Consider the following 20,716-nt stretch of genomic DNA (forward strand, 5'->3'; position numbering starts at 1 on the left):
CGTCAGGATCCGGCGCGGCGGCGGCGCAGCCACACGGCGAGCGGACCGAGCGCCGCCCACATCACGAGCACGCCGAGACCCAGCGGGACCACCCCGTCGAGCGCGGAGCGCCCGGCCACCCGCACGAGTTCGGGCTTAGTGACGTCGTACTCGACCGCGATCGTGTCGCCTTCCTGCAGGCCACGCGGGTAGAAGACCCCGTGCTCCGGCACGACCGCCTCCCCGTTGGCCACCGTGAACCGGACGAGCGTGCGGGAGAACGTCGATCCGCGGAGCACCTCGGCCTGGGCCACGGCCGGGTTGGCGGAGATCGCCCGGTCGTCCAGTGCGGCGCCCGCGAGTGCGAGGAAGGCCAGCACGGTGACCACCACCGCGAGACCGGCGACGATCTCGGGGAGACGCCGCGCGATCCCGCGTGCCGCCGGACGAACCAGCGCCGCCAGGTCGTCGACGGCGCGGGTACCGCTGCGCCCCGTGCCAGTCGCCACGACACGGGAGTCTATGCGCGGCGGGCGTCCGGTGTGGTCGGCACCTCTCGGACCCGGCGCGCAGCGGACAGCGCGGGCTCCTACTCTCGTTTACGTGACAATCGCCCCGCTGCCGGGCGGGTTAGCCGTGCGAACGAGGCTCATCGACGACCCGGGCCGCCTCATCGACCTGCTACCCGACGCCCAGAATCCCTTGTCCTGGGTACGCGGTCCGGACGGTCTCGTCGGCTGGGGTGAGGTCGCACGCTTCACCGGCACGGGCCCGGAGCGGTTCACCGAGGCGGACACCTGGTGGCGGTCGTTCACCGAACGGCTCGACGTGACCGACGAGGTGGGGACGTCCGGCTCGGGACCCGTGGCCTTCGCCAGCTTCACGTTCGCCGACACGTCCCCCGGCTCAGCACTCGTGGTTCCCCGCGTGCTGGTGGGGCGCCGGGACGGGCGGTCGTGGGTCACCGAGTTCTCGGGGGACGGACCGCCTGCGGTCCGCGCGGTGAGCCCCGTCCGGCCGACCGGGACGCTGCGCTTCGCCGACGGCATGCTTCCGGTTGACGGCTACCGCAAGGCCGTGGCCGAGGCGGTGCGGCGGATGCGCGCCGGCGAGCTCGAGAAGGCCTGTCTCGCCCACGACCTGCTGGCCGTCAGCGACTCTCCCCTCGATCCGCGGTTCCTCCTCGACGGGCTGGCCGAGCGGTACCCGACCTGCTGGTCCTACGCCGTCGACAGGCTGGTCGGAGCCACGCCCGAGCTGCTGGTGCGGCGCACCGCCGGCATCGTGGAGTCCCGGGTGCTGGCCGGGACGATCTGGCCGGGGTCGGGCGACGACCTGCCGGGACAGCTGATGGGTTCGGCGAAGGACCGGCACGAGCACGCGCTGGCCGTCGACTCGCTGGCCGCGGCGCTCCGCCCGCTGTGCGAGTCGCTCGACGTGCCGGAGACGCCGGGAGTGATCGCTCTGCACAACGTGTCCCACCTGGCGAGCGACGTGCGCGGCACCCTCCACCCCGGCACCCCGGCATCGCTGCTCGAGCTGGCCGAGGCCGTGCACCCCACAGCCGCCGTCGGCGGTACGCCCCGCGAGGCGGCGCTCCGCCTGATCACCGAGCTCGAGGGCATGGATCGGGGCCGCTACGCCGGTCCGATCGGCTGGGTCGACGGCAACGGCGACGGCGAGCTCGGCATCGCGCTGCGGTGCGCCCAGCTCGACGGATCGGTGGCGCGGCTGTTCGCCGGGTGCGGGATCGTGGCCGACTCCGATCCGGAGAAGGAGGCGCGGGAAGCCGCGGCGAAGATGGTGGCCGTACGCGACGCGCTCGAAGCCGAGGTCTGAGGGCCGGGTTCGACCGGCGGCGGCCACGGATCCGGCTGCCGCCGTGCCTACGCGGTCAGTCGGCGTCGTGCAGCGCGGCGGCCACCGCCGCGTCCACGGCCGTCCGCACGGCCGCGTGCCCCGCGCGCAACGACGGGCGTTCCGCCATCACCTCGACCACCCGCAGACCCGAGGTGGGGGCGACGGCGGCCGCGACGTCGGCGACGTCCACCTGGAGGTGGCCGACCCCGGTGGCAGCACACAGCGCGCCGAGGTCGACGCTGTGCGGCGTCCCGAAGATCCGCTCGAAGGCCGCGGCGTGCTCGGGTGCGCCCTGCTCCAGCAGCCCGAAGATGCCGCCGCCCCCGTCGTTGAGGACGACGACGGTGAGGTCGGGCCGCGGCTCGTCCGGACCGATGACGAAGCCGGTGGTGTCGTGCAGCAGCGTGAGGTCGCCGAGCAGCGCGTACGCCGGACCGTCGTGTGCGAGCGCGGCTCCGAGCGCCGTCGACACGCTGCCGTCGATCCCGGCCACGCCGCGGTTGGTGAGCACGGTGAGCCCCCGGCGGGGAACCGCGGCGAGCGAGACGTCCCGGACGGGGTTGGACGAGCCGAGCAGCAGTTGCCCGCCGTCGGGCAGACCGGCCAGCACCGAGCGGGCGAGCCGGAAACCGATCGGCGCGGTGCCGTCGTCGGTGGCCTGGTCCAGCGCCTTCGCCGCGGCGGTGTCGGCGGTGCGCCAGCGGTGCGTCCACGACGGGTCGGGAGTGAGCGGTGGCAACGAGCCGACCGCCCGGACCGTGCCGGCCACGTCGGTCCACGGGAGGCCGTGCGGATCGGCCAGCACGTAGGTGGCGACGGACGGGTCGGCGAGCAGCCGCTGGACCGCCCGGTGCAGCGTGGGGCGGCCGGCCACCACCACCTGCGCAGGCTTCAGCGACGCCGCCGCCGGGGCGCCGAGGAGCCACGGGCCCGTACGCACGGCCGTCGACCACGGTGCTGACGCCGGCTCCGCGATCACCGGCACCGGCAAGTCGTGCAGACCGGCAGGCGCGTTGCCGCCTGCGATGACGAGCGTGGGCGCGGAGGGGTCCAGCGGGAGCACCGGAACGTCACGGGCGATCGGGGGCACGGACGTCCACGGCCCGCCGTCCGCACGCCCGGCAGGCGCGACCCCGGTGCCGTCGGGCACGAGCGGCTCCGCGAAGGGGAGGTTGAGCTGGACCGGTCCCGGGGGTCCGCCGAGGGCGCCGGTCGCCGCGGCCACGGCACGGTCGGCGAGGGAGCGCCAGCGTCCGTTGTCGGCCGCGCTCCCCCCGGCGGCACCGGTGAGCGCGAGCCGCACGGCCGTGCCGAAGATCCCGGCCTGGGCGATCGTCTGGTTGGCTCCGGTGCCGACCATCTCCTGTGGACGGTCGGCGCTGAGGACGAGCAGCGGCACCCCCGCGAAGGACGCCTCGAGAACGGCGGGGTGCAGGTTGGCCACCGCGGTGCCCGAGGTGGTGCACACGGGCACCGGGCGCCCGGAGCGCAGCGCGAGCCCGAGCGCCAGGAACCCGGCCGTGCGCTCGTCGATCCGCACGTGGAGCCGGAGCCGACCCGCGACGTCCGCCGCGTGCAGCGCGAACGAGAGCGGAGCGTTGCGGGAGCCTGCACACAGCACCGCATCGGTGACGCCGCAGCGCACCAGTTCGTCGACGATCACCTGGGCCTGCAGCGTCGACGGGTTCACGACTTGAGACTAGGCGCGCCGCGGAGCACTCGTCGGTCCGGTGTCTAGGCGACCGGCGTGGTCTGCGCCGATGTGGTCTGCGCCTGCGTGGGCTCGGGCCGGTGGAACGGCTCGTGCTGCGCCGGCAGCGGAGTGCGGCCGAGCATCAGGTCAGCGGCCTTCTCGGCGATCATCACGACCGGGGCGAAGGTGTTGGCGTTGGTGACGTACGGCATGACCGACGCGTCAACCACACGCAGGCCCTCGGTGCCGTGCACGCGCATCGACGCAGGATCGACGACGGCGTCCCCTCCCGTGCCCATCCGGCAGCTGCCCACGTAGTGCATCGCCGAGACCGCGTGCTCGGCGACCCACGCCAGAATCTGCTCGTCGGTGCGAACCGCCGGGCCGGGAGCCGCCTCGCCGCCGTCGTACTGCTCGAACGCGGGCTGCGCGAGGATCTCCCTGGCGATCCTGATGGAGTCGAGCCACTCCCGGCGGTCCTGCTCGGTGGACAGGAAGTTGAACCGGATCGCGGGGGGCGCCGCGGGGCTGGCGGACCGGATCCGGACATGCCCGCGGGCGTCGGAGCAGACGGGGCCGACGTGCAGTTGGTACCCGTGGCGGTCCGACGGCGAGGACTCGTAGCTCCTCGAGGCGATCGGCAGGAACTGGAACATGATGTTCGGGTAGGGGACGTCGGTGCTGCCCCGCACGAAACCGCCGGCCTCGAAGTGGTTGGTGGCGCCGGGGCCGCTGCGCAGGAACAGCCACTGGAAACCGATCGACGGCGCGTTCTTCAGCGAGGACGTGGGACCGAGGGACACCGGCTGGGTGCAGGAGTGCTGCACCATCACCTCGAGGTGGTCCTGCAGGTTCTCGCCGACGCCCGGCAGGTGGTGCACCACCGGCACGCCGAGCGCGGAGAGCCGGTCGGCGTCGCCGATCCCCGACAGCTGCAGGATCTGAGGCGACTTGATCGTGCCGCCGCTGACCACGGTCTCCCCGCCCATGACCTGCTCGCGGTTGCCGTGCCGGTCGGTGTACTCGACCCCGACGGCCCGGGTGCCGTCGAACAGCACGCGCGTGACGTTGACGCCGGTGCGCACCTCGAGGTTGGGCCGCGACATGGCCGGGTGCAGGTAGGCCCGCGCCGCCGACCACCGTCGGGTGGAGCGGATGTTGCGGTCGAAGCGGCCGAAGCCCTCCTGCCGGTGGCCGTTGACGTCCTCGGTGGTCGGGTACCCGGCCTCCTCGGTGGCCTGCAGGAACGCCCCGAACAGCGGGTTCGCCGCGCGGCCGCGCTCCAGCGTGATGGGGCCGCCGCGACCGCGGTAGGGCGTGTCGGTGAGGGAGTCCTCGCTGCGCCGGAAGTAGGGCAGGACGTTGGCGTAGGCCCACTCGTCCATGCCGGGATCGGCCGCCCAGCGCTCGTAGTCCATCGGGTTGCCCCGCTGGAAGATCATCCCGTTCATGCTGCTCGAGCCGCCGAGCAGGCGCCCGGCAGGCACCTTCAGGCGGCGTCCTCGCAGGTGGGGCTCGGGCTCGCTCTGGTGCCGCCAGTCGTAGAAGGACCGTCCCATCGGGAACGGGAGAGCGGCCGGCATGTGGATGAGTACGTCGAACCGGTAGTCCGGGCGTCCCGCCTCCAGCACCAGTACCCGGATGCCGGGATCTGCGCTGAGCCGGTTGGCCAGCACGCAGCCGGCGGAACCGGCGCCCACGATGATGTAGTCGTACGGGGCCTGCATGTGCCACTCCTGTCGGGGGCCGTCCGAACGCTGGGGAGGCCGCGAGGCTAACCCATTCGGGCGGACGCGAGGAACGTGTGATCGACGCTCCGCAACGGCCCTCATCGGGCAGAAAGCGGCAGGAGGACAGTACTACTCCAACTAGTACCTGCCGGGCCACGAACCGGACGTCGGCACCGAGGCGGGCGGACCGGATGGCACCGCCGGGCGGTGGACCGGAGCAGGGCTCCGACGCCCGCTCCGGTGAAGGCTCCCGATCTGGTCGCGTCGTCCCTGATGAGAGGCAGCTCGCCGGGGTGCGGGTGATCGGCCGGTCGCGGCCCGCACATGCCGCGGGGCGGAGGTGGACGGCGGAACGTGAACCGTTTCCGAGCTGATCGTTATTGCACATCCGAGCAACTGCACATCGGTGTCCCGCCGCTGCCGCGGCTTCGTCAACGGGTCGGCGAGCGGGGCGAATGGTGCTGCATACGGTCGTCGCAATGGAGCCGTTCGCGCGTTCGACGCCGCTTCCCCGGAAGCACGGAACCGCCGTCACGGGTTACGTTGGCGGTGAGCCATGGGCACGCCGGTGCCCTCACGGGAGCATCGCATGAGGCGTCCGCACGCCCCGTCGGACCGACCAGGACAAGCCACCCTCGACCAACTGCTCACGGTGCTCGCCGCACCCGCCGTACTGCTGTCCGATCCGGACGGTCAGGTTCGGCCGGAGGGCGCCCAGGGCCTGTACGTCGGCGACACGCGGTACGGGAGCCGACTGGAGATCGGCGTCGACGGCGTGGATCTGCACGCCCGGTCCGTCCCGCTCGACGACGCCGCCACGGCCCGGTTCGACGGTGAGCTGCGCGGCGACCGGGCGCTGGTGCGGCTGCGCCGGGAACGCACGCTGGCCGACGGGCACGTCGTCGAGCGCGTCGAGCTGCACAACGTCGAGCCGAACGAATCCGAGGCGAGCGGGACGGCGGACGGGGTGTCCCTGCGGGTCGTGGTGCGGGCCCGCAGCGATCTCGCGGCCACGGCGGTGGTCAAGTCAGGCGCCCTGGTGGACGCCGTGGTGCCGCAGGTCGGCTGGCACGGTGCGCGGTGGTCCCGCAACGGGGCCGATGCCGAGCTCGTCGTCGAGCCCGCAGCAGGTGAGGCCAGCACCGTCGGCCCGGACGCCGTGCTCGCCTGGCCGGTGCGGCTGGAGCCGGGTGAACGCTGGTCGGTGCGGCTCACCGTCGGCCCGGCCGGCGGCAGGCCGGCGGGCTTCACCCCCGCCGTCCCGATCCCGTGGACGCTCCCCGCGACCGGGGCCGGGCATCTCGACACGCTGCTGCACCGCAGCCTCGCCGACCTCGACGGGCTCATGCTCGCCGATCCGCACGCCCCCGAGGGCCGCTACGACCGGTTCACCGCAGCCGGGAGCCCGTGGTTCTGCACGCTCTTCGGCCGTGACTCGCTGTGGACGGCCCGGCTGCTGCTGCCGCTGGGCACCGCGCTCGCCGCGAGCACCCTGCGGGTTCTCGCGCGACGGCAGGGCCGCAGGCACGACGCCCGCTCCGAGGAGGAGCCCGGCAAGATCCTCCACGAGGTGCGCCCCGGTGGTCTGCGGGCGGGCGGCCTGGACCTGCCCCCGCACTACTTCGGGACGATAGACGCCACCTCCCTGTGGTGCTGCCTGCTGCACGACGCGTGGCGTGCCGGGATGGCCGATGACGAGGTGGCCGCGCTGCTGCCGAACCTGGAGGCGGCGCTGGCCTGGATCGCCGGCACGGCTGCGGCGACGGGTTTCCTCACCTACCGCGGCTCGACCGGCGGTGGCCTGGCCAACCAGGGCTGGAAGGACTCCGCGGGTGGCGTGCGCTGGGCCGACGGCACGATTGCCGAGCGTCCGCTGGCCCTCTGCGAGGTGCAGGGCTACGTCTACTCGGCAGCGCGTGGCGGGGCGGCGTTGCTGGAGGCGTTCGGTCGCGGGGGCGCCCGCGGGTGGCGGGAGTGGGCCGACGCGCTCGCCGTGCGGTTCCGGTCGGCCTTCTGGATCGACGACCCGGCCGGTGCCTACCCCGCCATCGCGCTGGACGCCGGTGGCCGCGCCGTCACCGGCCCCACGTCGAACATGGCCCACCTGCTGGCCACCGGCCTGCTGTCGGCGGCGGAGGCCGATCTGGTTGCCGACCGGCTGGCCCGCCCGGACCTGGACGGCGGCCGGGGCCTGCGCACCCTGTCGAGCACGAGCGCGGGGTTCGATCCGCTGACCTACCACTGCGGGTCGGTGTGGCCGCACGACACGGCTGTCGCGGTCCTCGGGCTGGCCGGAGCCGGGCGCCACGACGTGGCCCGGTCGCTCGGCGAGGGCCTCGTCGCCGCGGCGGCCGAGTTCGACGACCGGCTGCCGGAGCTCTACTCGGAGGTGGACGGGGAGACGTTCAGCTACCCGACGGCATGCCGGCCGCAGGCGTGGGCCGCGGCGGGCGCCGTGGCCGTGGTGGGCTACCTCAGCGGCTGGCCGCTCCCGGAGTGGACGCGCGGCGCCTGACCGGCGGAGCCGGACTCCGCCACCACACGACGCGCGCCCGGTGGGGTCAGCCCTTCTCCGCGCCCGCGGTGAGCCCTTCGGTGAGGAGCCGCTCGCTGGCGAAGAAGACGACGATGATCGGGATCGTCACGACGACCGAGCCCGCCATCAGGACCGTGGTGGGGATCTCGATGCCGCCCGCCAGCTGGGAGAGCCCGAGCGACACCGTCCAGCGGTCGCGGTCCTCCACGAGGAACAGCAGCGCGAACAGGAACTCGTTCCACGCGATCATGAACACGAACAGGGCGTTGGCGATGATCGCCGGCATCGCCAGGGGCAGGCTGATCCGGCGCATGACGCCGAGCCTGCTGCACCCGTCGATCGCGGCGGCCTCCTCCAGGCTGACCGGGACCGTGTCGAAGTAGTTGCGCAGCATGTAGATCGACACGGCCACGATCTGGGAGACGTAGACGATCAGCAGCCCGGCCAGCGAGCCACGCAGGCCGATCCGCGTGAAGAACACGAACAGCGGGACGGCCAGCAGGATGCTGGGGAACAGGTAGACAGCGAGGAAGAGCACGCTGACCTGCCGCCTGCCGAAGAACCGCAGCCTGCTCACGGCGTAGGCGCCGGGCAGCGCGATCAGCAGGGTGAGCACCACCGTGCCGGACGCGACGATCGCGCTGTTGGCCATGAAGAGCAGGAAGCCCTGTCCCCCGGCCCCGCCCGGCGTGAGCACCGTGAGGTAGCTGCCGAGGTCCCATTCGGACGGCCCGACCCAGAGCGCGCCGGGATCCTGCAGCACCCGGTCGAGAGGCCGCAGCGACAGCAGCCCCATGTAGTAGAAGGGGAACAGCGTGACGATCAGCAGCCCGACGATGACCACCACGCGCAGCACCGCGAACAGGCGGTTCTCCACCTCGTCGCGGCTGAGCCGGCGCCGCGGGGGCGCCGGTTTCCGGGGCGTGGCTGCGGACGGCGCCACGCCCACCTCGGTGCCTGCCATCAGGACTGCTCCTCGCGCGGCGCCAGCCGCCACAGGTAGAGACCGATGAGGACGGCGAGGATCGCGGCGAGCACCAGTGCCTGGGCCGCTGCCCCTCCGATGTCGCCCCGCGCGGTGAGGGTGTTGAACACCGAGACGCTGATGACCTCGGTGCCCGCGCCGCCCCCCGTCAGCAGCCAGATGTCGTCGAAGCTGTTGAACGTCCAGATGAACCGCAGTACCGAGAGCACCGCGATCGTCGGCAGCAACTGCGGCAGCACGATGTAGCGGAAGCGCTGCGTGAGCGTGGCGCCGTCCACCCTGGCCGCCTCCTCGAGGGTGGACGGCACGGCCTGCAGCCGCGCGGTCAGGAACAGGAACGCGAACGGGAACGACCGCCACGCCTCGAAGGCGATCACCGTGAGCAGTGCGGTGGGAACGCCGACGTGCCAGCCGAAGACGGACACCTCGCTGCTGCGCTGGCTCAGGAACGCGATCGGCTCGTCCCAGCCCAGCAGCCGGGTGCCCCAGTGGTTGGCCACCCCGAACTGCGGGCTGAGCATGGTCTTCCAGGCGTAGGTGACCGCAACGATGGGGGCCACGTAGGGCAGCAGCATCGCCGCGCGGACGAGCCCGCGGAAGCGGAACCTGCGCCGCAGAGCGAGCGCCGCGACCAGGCCGACGCCGATCGCCGCCGCCGTGCCGAACACCGAGTACGACAGCGTCGTCGCCAGGTTGCCCCAGAAGGCGGACGAGCCGAAGACTCGTCCGAAGTTGGCGAGGGTGAAGTTGCCGAACAGGCCAGAGCTGCGCAGGTTCAGCAGCCGCAGCCGCTGGAACGCCAGCAGCACCGTCCAGATGATCGGCAGGACCACCATCACCACGACGATGACCACCGTCGGGGAGATCAGCGCGAGCCCGGCGCGCGCCTCCGCCCGCTGCAGCGTGCGTCCGCTCCCGGAACGGCGGTCCGGCCGGGGCGGTGGCGCCCCGCCGGATCCGGACGACGGCGCAGGCGCGCCGACATCCACGGTCACCGCAAGCTGTCCTGGATCGACCGCAGTGTGGCAGCGGCCTGGTCGGCGGCTCCCTGGGCGTCGGCACCTCCGCTGGTGACCGCCGCGACGGCGGCCGGCACCGGGAGCTCCCCGAGTGAGGCCCCGATCAGGTCGCCCTGCCCCTGGGTGATCCCCCATCGCGTGACGGCCTCGGGGCCGGTGGCCAGGACGTCCAGCACCTCGGGCGGGTAGAACTGCGTCAGCGGGCCCTCGGTGTCGACGCCGACGGGCAGCGTCTTCCACCTGTCGACGAACTCGGTGCCGCCGGGAGTGCTGCCGGACCGGGCGGGGAACTTGCCCTCAGGGGCGAAGGCCAGCCAGTCGACGTACCCGTCGCTCATCATGAACCGGACGAACTGCTGCGCGGGGTCGACGGACGCCTCTGAGGTGATCGCCCAGTTGACGACCTCACCGAACTGGGCGGGCGCCGTGCCGTCCGGCCCCGTCAGGGACGTGGCGACGCCGGTGTTCTTCGCGAGGAATGTCGGGTCGGCCACGCACTCCGGGCAGCTGGGCTTGGCGTCGTTGCGGAGCCCGGCCAGCTCGTCGAGCAGGAAGGTGGACCACACGGCCATGGCCGCCTGGCCGGAGAAGTAGGCGGCCCGCACCGTGTCGACGTCCTGGGTGCCGGGCACGGAGTAGTTCGTGATCAGGTCGCGGTAGAAGTCGAACGCGGCGACGCACTGCGGGCTCGCGATGGTGATCTCACCCGCGCTGTTCACCAGTTCGCACCCGTTGGCGAGCGCGATGTGCTCGAAGGTCTGCTGCGTGAAGGCGTCGCCCGGCGCGGTGGCGCCCACGAACCCGACGCGGCCGTCGCGGGTGAGGGTGCGCGCCGCGTTCAGGATGTCGGCGTAGGTGCTGGGGGCGGGCAGCCCCGCGGCGTCGAAGAGGTCGCGCCGGTAGTAGAGAACCTGTGACCACGCCTCGCTGGGCACCGCGAGCTGCCGGTCGCCGTCCCTGGTGAGCTCGAGGGCCCGCTGGTCGAACGTGCCGGCACCCAGCGCATCGACCACGGCGGCGGTGGCGTCGGTGTTCACGAGGTCGTTGGTCGCGAGCGTGCGTACCGACGACAGCGGGATCGACCCGATCACGTCCGGCAGCTCACCGGCCGCGGCAGAACTGGTGAGGAGCTGGTTGAACTGGTCCTCGTCGACACCGACGAGGTCCACCTGTATCCCGGTCTGCTGCGTGAAGCGGCCGATGATGGCCTGCGTGGCGGCCACGCGGTCGGGGAGGGTGTCGGCCGTCCAGACCGTGATGCGCTGGGCGTCGCCGCCGCCGTCCTCACCCCCACCGGCGCAGGCGGACAGCAGCAGCGCGGTCACGAGACCCAGGGCCGCGACGATGCGGCGGGTCGCACTTCTCATTCGACGTCTCCCCATGGGCCGGTTCGAAGTGCGGCAAGTGAACCCCGGCGGCATCCTGATCCACAAGACTCGTTTGAGGATCACTTTGCTCGGCGATTACCCCGAAGGAGCAACCTCGGCCACGCCTGCCCAACGGCGGGATTCGTCATTTCCGGAGAACGGTCGGAGCGGTTAGTCGCGCGGCGGAGGCAAATGGGTTTCGAGCACGCTGTGCACTCCCACCGGGGGTGGGGCGCTCCCCACCCCGGAGTCGGGGGCGCAGGGCAATGCTCATGACGACGCCGGGCGCTGAGATCGTCGTATGACCCAGACGATGACCCGGCGGATCACCACGGCGGTGACGCTGCGCGGCGTGAGCCGCACCTACGGCACCGGACCGGCCGCGGTGCGGGCCGTCGACCGCGTGGACCTCGACTTCCCCCTCGGCACCTGGACCGCCGTGATGGGCCCGTCGGGATCGGGGAAGTCGACGCTGCTGCACTGCGCGGCCGGGCTGGAGCGCGTCGACGCCGGGCAGGTGCTGCTCGGCGACACCGACATCACCACGGCCGGCGACGCGGAGCTCACCGCGCTGCGCCGCGAGCGCATCGGTTTCGTGTTCCAGAGCTTCAACCTGCTCGGTGCGCTCACCGCGGAGCAGAACGTGGCACTCCCGTTGCGGCTGGCCGGACGGCGCCCGTCCAGGTCGGAGGTCCGCGCCGTGCTCGCGGCCGTCGGGCTGGCCGACCGGGGCCGGCACCGCCCGCGCGAGCTGTCCGGCGGCCAGCAGCAGCGGGTCGCGATCGCCCGCGCGATGGTGACCCGCCCCGACGTGCTCTTCGCCGACGAGCCCACCGGAGCGCTCGACTCCACCTCCGCACGCACCGTGCTCGGGCTCCTGCGCGCGATGGTGGACGCCGGGCAGACCATCGTCATGGTCACCCACGATCCGGCCGCGGCCGCTCACGCGGACGGCGTCGTGTTCCTGCGGGACGGGCGCGTCGTCGACCGGCTCGCCGGGGCGAGCGCCCGCGCCGTGGCCGACCGCCTCGTGTCCCTGGAGCGCTGACCCGTGCTGCGCCTGTCCTGGTCCACCTTCACCGAGCGCTGGTCGCTCTTCGTCGGGGCCGCGCTGACCGTCTGTCTCGGCGTCGCGCTCGTCCAGTCGTCGCTGCTCGTGCTGATCTCCGTGGCCACTCTCGACGTCCCGGCCGGGCTGAGCGCCACCGGGGCCGCAGGCTTCGCCGAGAGCGTCGAGGTCGGCGTGACCCTCTCCGCGCTGACCCTGGCCTTCTCGGCCTTCCTGACGGTGTTCATCGTCGGGTCGACGTTCGCGTTCACCGTGGCCCAGCGCCGCCGTGACCTCGCGCTGCTGCGGCTCGCGGGCGGCGGGCGCAGCCAGCTACGCAGGCTGCTCCTCGGCGAGGCCGTGCTGCTCGGGGGGATCGGCACGGCCGCCGGAGTCCCGGCGGGGCTGGTGGCGATGACGTTCCAGTCGTGGCTGCTCGGGGCGCTCGGCTTCGTGCCGCCCGGGTTCACCCCGCAGTGGCGCGCGTGGATTCTCGGCGTCTCGGCCGGCGTCGGCGTGGGCATCGCGGTGGCCGGGGTACTCGTCGCGGCGCGCAGGGCGTCGCGGGTCCGGCCGCTCGAGGCGCTGCGGGACACCGGCGAGGCCGCCCGGGTGATGACAGCGGGTCGATGGGGTGCCGGCGGGCTCTTCGGGGCCGGCGCTGTCGCACTGGTCGTCCTGTCGCCGCTGGGTGGCGCCGCAGGCGGGCAGGCGATGGCGGTGAACGCGGCGCTGTGCGCCGCGGTGGCGTTCAGCGCGCTGAGCCCACTGCTGGTGCCGGGGATCGCCCGGCTGCTCCCGGCGCGGGCGGGCGGCGTGCTCGCCGAGCTGACCGGGGCCAACCTGCGCGACGGGGTCCGGCGCAGCGCCTCCATCGCCGCGCCGCTGATCGTGCTGGTCGGGCTGCTGCTGGGGCAGACAGGGGCGCTCACCTCCTTCGCCACGGCCGCCGCGGCCGAGCAGCGACGCGGCACGAGCGGCGATCTCGTGGTGGAGGCGACCGGAGCGGCGGCCGGACCGTGGATCAGCGGTGTGCCCGGGGTGGCCGCCACCTCCACCGAGCTCGCGGTGCCGATCTCGGTCACCCGCGGCAGCGGCGAGGACGCCGAGACCGAGCGGGGCACCGCGCTCGTGGTGGACCCGGCGGCCTACGAACGGTTCCACCCCGGCACCGCAGGGCTGGCCGGGCTGCGCGGGCGGGCCGCGGCCGCCGGACCCGGCGGCGACGCAGGCGACCCCGGTGAGACGGTCGCCGTCCGAGCGGGGGGTGCCGATCTCGGGCCGCTGCCCGTGGTCACCGCGACCCCCGCCCGGATCGGCGGCGGGGCGAACCTGCTGCTCCCGGTGGGCCTCGTGCCCGACAGCGAGCTCGCGGACGCTCCCTCCCGGACCTTCGTCGCGCTGCACCCCGGGGCCGACGGCGCGTCGGTCGCCGCCGCGGTCTCCGCCGTGGGCGAGGTGCACACCGTGGACGACTGGAACGCGCGCGACGCCGCGGCGCGCGACGCGATGAGCACCAGCGTGCTCCTGGTGATCATGGGGCTGGGCGGGGTGTATGCGCTGATCGGCGTCGTCAACGCCGTGGTGATGGGAGCCTCGGCGCGGCGGCCGGAGTTCGCGGCCGCGCGGGCCACCGGCCTCTCCCGCGGCCAGGTCGTGCGCTCGGCCCTCCTGGAGTCGTGGGCGGTCACCGTGATCGGGCTCCTGCTCGGTGTGCTCGCCGCGGGAACGACCTTCCTCGCGGTGCTGGCCACGACGGCCGTGGTCACCGGCGCCGCAACGCTCGCGGTGCCGTGGACGTTCGTGCTCACCGTCTGCGCAGGCGCGTTCCTCGTGACGGGCGCGACGAGCGTCATCACCTCGATGTCGGCCACCCGCACCCTTCCGATCGCCCTCCTGGGCAGCCGCGAGTAGGCCGCCGCCACCGGGCGTGGCGACACGCACATCGGAGTGGGTTCGCCGAGCGGCCACGGGATGCGATATTTGAGAAGGCAAGCGAACGCCGACACCGCCTGGAGTCACCGTGCCGGAATCTCCCGCCGCCACCTTCGAACGGCTCAGCGGGCTCCTGCAGCCGCTTGACACAGAGGTCTCTTCGGCCGGGCCCACGTGCTCGGGGGGAGCATCGCCGGGCTGCTCGCCGCCCGCGTACTCGCCGACCACGCCACGACCGTGGTCGTCGTCGAACGGGACGGCACCGACACCGAGAGCGACACCCGGCCCGGCGTGCCCCAAGGCTACCAGGTGCACACCCTGCTGCCCGGCGGGCGGGAGCAGATCGAACGCTGGTTCCCCGGGCTCACCCAGGAGGCGATCGACCGGGGTGCGGAGCTGTGCGAGCCGGAGGACAACGTCGGGTACCTCGACGGCGTCGAGCAGATCACCACCCCCAACACGCGGCTCGTCACCAGCAGCCGCCCCTTCCTCGAGTCGCTGATCAGGCGCCGCACCCTCGCCCTGCCGAACGTCGAGATCGTCACCGGGCGGGCGACCGGCCTCGCCTTCGAGGGCGACGCGGTGAGCGCGGTGCGCTACCTCACCGACGACGGCGAACTCCAGGAGAGCACCGACTTCGTGGTGGACGCCACCGGCCGCGCCAGCAGGCTCACCGACTGGCTGGAGCAGGGCGGCTGGCCGCGCCCCGAGCTGGAACGCCTGGTCGTCGAAGTCCGGTACCTGTCCGCCCGGTTCAAGCGCTCCCCCGACCGGACCGGCCCGCTGAGCGGCATCGCCCGCCACAGCCCGGGCTCCCCGTCGAAGGGCGCGGCGGGCGCGGCGGTCAACGCGATCGAGGACGGCCAGTGGACGATCATGCTCGCCTGGCACGGTGACCCGGGGCGCGGCACGACGAAGGAGGGCTTCCTCGCCGAGTGCGCCGAGCTGCCCCCGATCTTCCGGGAGGCAGCCGCCGGGCAGATGATCGGTGACGTCGTCCCGTACCGGCATCCCGACAGCCGCAGGCGCCACTTCGCCGGCCTCGAGCGATTCCCGGCGCGGCTGGTCGCCGTCGGCGACGCCGTGGCGTCGTTCAACCCGGTCTTCGGCCAGGGCATGTCCTCGGCCGCCCTGCACGCGTCGTGCCTGTCGGAGTACCTGCGCTCCGACGTCGACCCGTCCGCTCCGGCGCGGGAGTTCTTCGACCTGCAGAAGGTGGTGGTCGACGCGGCGTGGGACATCTCCACCGCGGGCGACGCCGCACGTCTGGGTATCCGGCCGCCGCAGACCGCGCAGGCCCGGTGCAGCGGTGGGTGCTCGGGCAGGTCTTCGCCGCGGCGAACAGGGACGTCGAGGTCGCCACCGCGATGCGTGCCGTGAGCTTCATGACCGCCCACCCGCGATCGCTCGGCGCGCCGCACCTCGTGGCCCGGGCCGTGCTGGCCAACCGGCGGGCCCGACGGGCGGCAGCCGCAGGCTGAGGCGCCGGATCCACCGACCACCCGCGCCGGGGGCGGTGCGGCGAGCAGTAGCGTGGTGGGCGCCATGAGCGCCACCCTGCAGGCCACCGATCTCGCCGCCGGCCACGGCGCCCGCGTCCTCTTCTCCGGTCTCGATCTCGTCGTCGCCCCTGGTGACGTCGTCGGGCTCGTCGGGGCCAACGGCGCGGGCAAGTCCACTCTCCTGCGCCTGCTCGCCGGAGAGCTCGAACCGGAGGACGGCAAGATCGTCCTCAGCCCGCCGGACGCGACGATCGGGCACCTCCCGCAGGAGCCCGAGCGACGGGCCGGCGAGACGGTCACCGCGTTCCTCGCCCGCCGCACCGGTGTCGCTGCGGCCCAGGCGGCCATGGACTCCGCCGCGGAGGCACTCGGCTCCGGCGCGCCCGGCGCCGACGACGCCTACGCCGCCGCGCTGGACCGGTGGCTCGCCCTCGGCGGCGCCGACCTCGAGGAGCGGACGGGCGGCGTCACCGCCGACGTCGGGCTGGCGATCGACCTCGCCACGCCCATGACGGCCCTCTCCGGAGGCCAGGCGGCCCGCGCCGGGCTCGCCGCGCTGCTGCTCTCGCGCTACGACGTGCTCCTGCTCGACGAGCCGACCAACGACCTCGACCTCGACGGCCTGGAGCGGCTGGAGCGGTTCGTGCAGGGGCTGCGCTCGCCCGCCGTGATCGTCAGCCACGACCGGGAGTTCCTCGCCCGCACCGTCAACCGGGTGGTCGAGCTCGATCTCGCCCAGCAGCAGGTGGGCGTCTACGACGGCGGCTACGACAGCTACCTCGCCGAGCGCGAGGTGGCCCGGCGGCACGCCCGCGAGGCCTACGAGGAGTACGACGACAAGCTGGGTGGGCTCAAGGACCGCGCCCAGATGCAGCGCAACTGGATGGCCCAGGGCGTGCGCAACGCGCGGCGCAAGGCCACCGACAACGACAAGATCAGCCGTAAGACCCGCACCGAGGCGAGCGAGAAGCAGGCCGCGAAGGCCCGCCAGACACAACGGATGATCGAGCGGCTCGACGTGGTCGAGGAGCCGCGCAAGGAGTGGGAGCTCCGCATGACGATCGCGGCCGCACCTCGCTCGGGCACGGTCGTCGCGTCGATGTCGGGGGCGGTGGTGCGGCGCGGGTCGTTCACGCTCGGGCCGATCGACGCGCGCGTCGACTGGGCCGACCGGATCGTGATCACCGGGGCGAACGGGTCGGGCAAGACCACACTGCTCGGAGCGCTGCTGGGCCGCGTCCCCGTCGACTCCGGGACCGCGGGGCTCGGCTCGGGCGTGCGGGTCGGGGAGATCGACCAGGCCCGCGGCCTCTTCCTGGGAGCGCAGCCGCTCGCCCGCGCGTTCGGCGACGCGGTGCCGGACTGGGCCGAGTCGGACGTGCGCACGCTGCTGGCGAAGTTCGGGCTCACCAACGACCACGCCCCGCGCCCCGCGGTGGAGCTCTCCCCTGGCGAACGCACGCGGGCGGCGCTCGCCCTCCTGCAGGCCCGCGAGGTGAACCTGCTGGTGCTCGACGAGCCGACCAACCACCTCGACCTGCCCGCGATCGAGCAGCTCGAACAGGCGTTGGACTCCTTCGGCGGCACCGTGCTGCTGGTCACCCACGACCGGCGGATGCTCGACACCGTGCGGACCACCCGCCACTGGACGGTGGCGGGCGGCCGGCTCACGGAGTCCTAGTGCGGCGGCCAGAAACGTTCACCGGGTCCTCCCCGGCAACGTTCCTGGCCACCGCACTAGCCGCCGACGGGGGCGGTCAGACCGGGCGGGTCTTCGGGGCGTTCGCCGCGGTGCGGGCGGGGTCGCGCTCCACGATGTCGCCCAGCGCCTCGTCGATGCGCTTCATGACGTCGAGCTCCAGCGTCACGCCCGAGGCCTTGACGTTCTCCGCGACCTGCTCGGGCCGGCTGGCCCCGATGATCGCTGCGGCGACGTTGTCGTTCTGCAGCACCCACGCCACCGCGAGCTGAGCCATCGACAGGCCCAGGTCAGCGGCGATCGGCTCGAGCTGCTGCACCCGGGTGAGCGTCTCGTCGTTCAGGAAGCGCCTGATCATGTTGGCGCCCCCCTTCTCGTCCGTGGCGCGCGAGCCGGCAGGCAGCTCGGCACCCGGCTTGTACTTGCCGGTGAGCACCCCCTGCGCGATCGGGGAGAAGACGATCTGGCTGACGCCGAGCTCGGCCGACGCGGGCACGACCTGCTCCTCGATCACCCGCCACAGCAGGGAGTACTGCGGCTGGCTGGAGACGAGCTTGATCCCGAGGTCGGTCGCGAGGGCGTGGCCTGCCCGCAGCTGCTCGGCCGTCCACTCGCTGACGCCGATGTAGTGGGCCTTACCGGCGCGCACCACGTCGGCGAACGCCTGCATCGTCTCCTCGAGCGGCGTCTCGGTGTCGTACCGGTGGGCCTGGTAGACGTCGACGTAGTCGGTCTGCAGCCGCGAGAGGCTCGCGTCGATCGACTCCAAGATGTGCTTGCGCGACAGCCCGCAGTCGTTGTGCCCCTTCGGGCCGGTGGGCCAGTAGACCTTCGTGAGGATCTCCAACGAGGCCCTGCGCTCGCCCTTCAGCGCCTCGCCGAGCACCGTTTCGGCTGCGCCGTTGGCGTACACGTCGGCGGTGTCGAAGGTGGTGATTCCCGCGTCGAGAGCCGCGCGGACGCACGCCGTTGCGGCGTCGTTCTCGATCTGCGAACCATGAGTGAGCCAGTTGCCGTATGTGATCTCCGAGATCTTCAGCCCGGAGTCACCCAAATACCGAAATTCCACGGTGCTGACAGTAGGTCTCGGACATCCACGACACCACCGGACCTCAGGCCGCGGACACGCCACCGCGGCGCCGTGGGCCGCCGGGCCGCCGTGATCACTCTGGTCCACCCGGTATCGACGCAGGTAGCGTCCCCGCGGGGACTGGACCGGTCAATCGGATCAGTGGGAGTACCGCAACCAGGACGGGGGAGCAATGCAGCTCGAGGGGGTGCGGACAGTGGTGTTCGCGGGCGACAGCGTCACCGACTGCGGGCACACCGGTGACCCGCCACGACATCTGGGTCACGGCTACGTCCGGCTGGTCGACGACGCGCTCGCGACGATGCTCGGGCCCTCCGCACCCCGGGTGGTGAACTGCGGGGCCGGCGGCAACAGGCTCGTCGACCTCGAACGCAGGTGGCAGACGGACGTGATCGCCCGGCAGCCCGACGTGGTGTCGGTGCTCATCGGCGTGAACGACACCTGGCGGCGCTACGACCGGGGTATGCTCTCGCTGACCACCGAGTTCGAGGCGCGCTACGACCGCATGCTCGGCGCCCTCGTCGACGCCACGCACGCGCGGCTGGTGCTGGTCGAACCGTTCCTGGTGCCCGTCGACGACGACCAGCCGGCTTGGCGCGCCGATCTCGACCCGAAGATCGACGCCGTCCACCGCCTCGCCGAGAAATGGTCCGCCACACTCGTGCCCGCCGACCGGGAGATGCACGAGCACGCCCGCGTCGTCGGGGCCGCGGCGCTCGCCGACGACGGGGTGCACCCGACCGACCTCGGCCACAAGGTGCTCGCCGACCTGTGGCTGGACACGGTGCTGGGGTAACCCCCCTCCCCGCATTGCAGCAAAGCCACTTTCCCGCAACGAGGTTGCAGGAAAGTGGCTTTGCCGACTCTGGTCGGGAGGGTCGGTGGGACGAGCGGGTCAGGCCTCCGGGAGCTCCTCCTGCAACCCGATGGCGAAGCGGAGCTCCTGCTCGCCATCGGCGCCGGGCACCGGCTGGACGTCGAGCACCTTGTCGTCGAGAACCTCGGCCGCCACCGGCTCGAGGAACACGCTCACACCCTCCCCGGCAAGGACGACGTCGTCGGCGTCCGGCCGGCCTGCGAGCGACAGCTCGAGGCCCTGATCCGGGTCGGGAGCGGAGATCCGCAGACCGCCCCCGTCAGGCAGCTCCGCATCGGTGGTCAGCGACTTGATCGCTTCGGCCGCGTTGTCGGTGATTGCCAACATGCGGCGCAACGCTAGGGGTGCGGCGCCGCATCCGCAGCGTGGAACCGACGATCGGCGCCCTGATCAGCCGAAGTTGGACGGGTCCGGACCCGTGCGGGTGCCGTTCTCGAGCTCCGCGAAGGTGGCCAGGTCGTCGTCGGACAGCTCGATGTCGAACACGTCGAGGTTCTCCCGCACCCGCGACGGCGTCACCGACTTCGGGATCACGATGTTGCCGAGCTGCAGGTGCCAGGCCAGCACGATCTGCGCCGGGGTCTTGCCGTACTTCTCCGCGAGCCCCACGATCCGCTCGTCGGACAGCAGCTCGCCGCCCTTGGCGAGCGGGCTCCAGGCCTCGGTCGCGATCCCGTGCTCCCGGTGGTAGGCGCGCAGCTCGTCCTGCGGGAGCCACGGGTGCAGCTCGATCTGGTTCAGCGCGGGCACCGTGCTGGTCTCGGCGGCGAGCCGGTCGAGGTCGGGGACCCGGAAGTTCGAGACCCCGATCGCGCGCGCCCTGCCGTCGGACACGATCTTCTCGAACGCCTTCCACGTCTCGACGAAGCGGTTGGTCTTCGGCCGCGGCCAGTGGATCAGGAAGAGGTCCACGTGGTCGAGCCCGAGCCGCTGCAGGCTCTCGTCCAGCGCGGTGATCGCCTCGTCGTAGCCGTGACGGTCGTTGGCCAGCTTCGTGGTGACGAACACCTCATCACGGGACAACCCCGAGTCGCGCAGGGCCTGACCCACACCCTCCTCGTTGCCGTATCCCTGCGCCGTGTCGATGTGCCGGTAACCGGCCTCGAAGGCGTCGCGCACGGCGTCCGCCGTCCGGTCCGGTTCGATCTGGAACACCCCGTAACCGACCTGCGGGATCTCGACACCGTTGTTCAGACGAATATTCGGTACGTGCGACATGCAGGAAGGCTACCCACGGCGCGGCGCGCGGTAACGGCTGCGAAACCGAGCCCACACCAGGACCCGCGCGACACCGCCCCCGCCTCACCCCGCGAGTCGCCCCCTTTGCGTGCGCGAGTCGCCCGGAAACCGCCCGCGAGTCGCCCCGTTCGGGCGTGCGAGTCGCCCTTTCCGGGTG

Annotated in this window: 16 protein-coding genes; 7 read left to right on the top strand and 9 right to left on the bottom strand. The window is 72.8% G+C overall.

From position 1 onward, the window contains the following. Window positions 1–2 precede the first annotated feature (2 nt). Entirely contained in the window at window positions 3–488 is a 486-nt protein-coding gene (locus AC5L35_RS17140; RefSeq protein WP_495060625.1) for a DUF3592 domain-containing protein, read from the bottom strand. 94 nt (window positions 489–582) lie between these two features. Between AC5L35_RS17140 and AC5L35_RS17145 the strand changes: the two genes are divergently transcribed. Beyond that, a complete protein-coding gene (locus AC5L35_RS17145) occupies window positions 583–1,818 on the top strand; it encodes an isochorismate synthase (protein ID WP_495060626.1) in 1,236 nt (411 codons plus the stop codon). A gap of 55 nt (window positions 1,819–1,873) precedes the next feature. Here the strand turns inward: AC5L35_RS17145 and menD are convergent, their stop codons facing one another. Together menD and AC5L35_RS17155 are read right to left on the bottom strand one after the other, a co-directional pair. Further along, window positions 1,874–3,529, bottom strand: a complete 1,656-nt coding sequence (gene menD / locus AC5L35_RS17150; RefSeq protein ID WP_495060627.1) for a 2-succinyl-5-enolpyruvyl-6-hydroxy-3-cyclohexene-1-carboxylic-acid synthase — start codon at window positions 3,527–3,529, stop codon at window positions 1,874–1,876. A gap of 44 nt (window positions 3,530–3,573) precedes the next feature. Then, window positions 3,574–5,259, bottom strand: coding sequence for a choline dehydrogenase (locus AC5L35_RS17155; RefSeq protein WP_495060628.1), 1,686 nt, complete (start codon window positions 5,257–5,259; stop codon window positions 3,574–3,576). A 592-nt stretch (window positions 5,260–5,851) separates the two neighbouring features. On the opposite strand from AC5L35_RS17155, the gene AC5L35_RS17160 reads away from it, so the two are divergent. Further along, window positions 5,852–7,777, top strand: coding sequence for a glycogen debranching N-terminal domain-containing protein (locus AC5L35_RS17160; protein ID WP_495060629.1), 1,926 nt, complete (start codon window positions 5,852–5,854; stop codon window positions 7,775–7,777). A gap of 46 nt (window positions 7,778–7,823) precedes the next feature. Here the strand turns inward: AC5L35_RS17160 and AC5L35_RS17165 are convergent, their stop codons facing one another. Genes AC5L35_RS17165 through AC5L35_RS17175 form a run of 3 tightly spaced genes read right to left on the bottom strand, consistent with a single transcriptional unit; the run spans window position 7,824 to window position 11,169 of the window. After that, on the bottom strand, window positions 7,824–8,762 hold the full coding sequence (locus AC5L35_RS17165) for a carbohydrate ABC transporter permease (RefSeq protein ID WP_495060630.1): 939 nt from the start codon (window positions 8,760–8,762) through the stop codon (window positions 7,824–7,826). After that, a complete protein-coding gene (locus AC5L35_RS17170; protein ID WP_495060631.1) occupies window positions 8,762–9,778 on the bottom strand; it encodes a carbohydrate ABC transporter permease in 1,017 nt (338 codons plus the stop codon). Before AC5L35_RS17170 ends, AC5L35_RS17165 begins: the two co-directional genes overlap by 1 nt. Further along, window positions 9,775–11,169: an ABC transporter substrate-binding protein gene (locus AC5L35_RS17175; protein ID WP_495060632.1), complete on the bottom strand. Its 1,395-nt coding sequence runs from the start codon at window positions 11,167–11,169 to the stop codon at window positions 9,775–9,777. Before AC5L35_RS17175 ends, AC5L35_RS17170 begins: the two co-directional genes overlap by 4 nt. A 301-nt stretch (window positions 11,170–11,470) precedes the next feature. On the opposite strand from AC5L35_RS17175, the gene AC5L35_RS17180 reads away from it, so the two are divergent. The 4 genes from AC5L35_RS17180 to AC5L35_RS17195 all read left to right on the top strand — a co-directional run bounded on the left by AC5L35_RS17180 (window position 11,471) and on the right by AC5L35_RS17195 (window position 17,335). Continuing rightward, on the top strand, window positions 11,471–12,217 hold the full coding sequence (locus AC5L35_RS17180; RefSeq protein ID WP_495060633.1) for an ABC transporter ATP-binding protein: 747 nt from the start codon (window positions 11,471–11,473) through the stop codon (window positions 12,215–12,217). Between the two features lie 3 nt (window positions 12,218–12,220). Next, window positions 12,221–14,131, top strand: coding sequence for an FtsX-like permease family protein (locus AC5L35_RS17185; RefSeq protein WP_495060634.1), 1,911 nt, complete (start codon window positions 12,221–12,223; stop codon window positions 14,129–14,131). Between the two features lie 195 nt (window positions 14,132–14,326). Next, on the top strand, window positions 14,327–15,532 hold the full coding sequence (locus AC5L35_RS17190) for an FAD-dependent oxidoreductase (protein WP_495060635.1): 1,206 nt from the start codon (window positions 14,327–14,329) through the stop codon (window positions 15,530–15,532). Between the two features lie 165 nt (window positions 15,533–15,697). Continuing rightward, window positions 15,698–17,335 carry an ABC-F family ATP-binding cassette domain-containing protein gene (locus AC5L35_RS17195; RefSeq protein ID WP_495060636.1) on the top strand — a complete coding sequence of 546 codons (1,638 nt, stop codon included), beginning with the start codon at window positions 15,698–15,700 and terminating at the stop codon, window positions 17,333–17,335. Window positions 17,336–17,411: 76 nt separating this feature from the next. Here the strand turns inward: AC5L35_RS17195 and AC5L35_RS17200 are convergent, their stop codons facing one another. Then, window positions 17,412–18,422, bottom strand: coding sequence for an aldo/keto reductase family protein (locus tag AC5L35_RS17200; RefSeq protein ID WP_495060637.1), 1,011 nt, complete (start codon window positions 18,420–18,422; stop codon window positions 17,412–17,414). Window positions 18,423–18,615: 193 nt separating this feature from the next. Here AC5L35_RS17200 and AC5L35_RS17205 point away from each other — a divergent pair, with 193 nt between their 5' ends. Then, on the top strand, window positions 18,616–19,239 hold the full coding sequence (locus AC5L35_RS17205) for an SGNH/GDSL hydrolase family protein (RefSeq protein WP_495060638.1): 624 nt from the start codon (window positions 18,616–18,618) through the stop codon (window positions 19,237–19,239). Window positions 19,240–19,338: 99 nt separating this feature from the next. Here AC5L35_RS17205 and AC5L35_RS17210 read toward each other — a convergent pair whose 3' ends face one another. Beyond that, entirely contained in the window at window positions 19,339–19,647 is a 309-nt protein-coding gene (locus AC5L35_RS17210; RefSeq protein WP_495060639.1) for an adhesin, read from the bottom strand. Window positions 19,648–19,710: 63 nt separating this feature from the next. After that, window positions 19,711–20,538 carry an aldo/keto reductase gene (locus AC5L35_RS17215; RefSeq protein ID WP_495060640.1) on the bottom strand — a complete coding sequence of 276 codons (828 nt, stop codon included), beginning with the start codon at window positions 20,536–20,538 and terminating at the stop codon, window positions 19,711–19,713. Window positions 20,539–20,716 lie beyond the last annotated feature (178 nt).

The sequence above is a fragment of the Pseudonocardia sp. OZ21 genome (assembly GCF_059359135.1).